This is a genomic window from Achromobacter sp. SIMBA_011, from assembly GCF_046535435.1.
GTDB classification, from domain to species: Bacteria; Pseudomonadota; Gammaproteobacteria; order Burkholderiales; family Burkholderiaceae_B; genus Achromobacter; species Achromobacter dolens.
Genome location: NZ_JAWRWN010000086.1, coordinates 1 through 401 on the forward strand (window position 1 = coordinate 1; position 401 = coordinate 401).

The 401-nt window shown below is 61.6% G+C and carries 1 protein-coding gene; it reads right to left on the reverse strand.

Annotated elements, in window-relative coordinates; all coding sequences use genetic code 11:
* Positions 1–271 (reverse strand): response regulator (locus tag SB816_RS30025; RefSeq protein WP_410547995.1); only part of this gene is annotated, 271 nt, incomplete at its 3' end.
* Positions 272–401 lie beyond the last annotated feature (130 nt).

Sequence of the window (401 nt, forward strand, 5' to 3'; positions counted from 1 at the left end):
CTCGCGCCTGCGGCTGAATATCGGCGGATACCACGATCACGAACGTGTTCAGATCTTCGTGGCGCAGTGTCTCGAGGACCTGGTAGCCAGTCATGTCGGGCATCGTCAGGTCCAGAAACATTACGGAAGCTTTGCCGTCACGATAGAGCGCCAGGGCCTCATGACCATTCGCCGCATATGCTACGTCAACGTCCCAGTCTCCCGGCACCGCCTTGGTCAAAAGCTTGCGGGCGAGCAAGGAGTCGTCGGCGATCACGATCGGCAAAGGCATGGCAGCGAAGCGGTGTACGGAATGGTCTCTCTCGCGTTAACGACCGCTCGGCGCCGTTCTTGAGGCGCCGTGCAATCAAACGCTGGCACCGCCTTGCAATCGCACGCGGGCGGCGCGGCACGAAGCACGC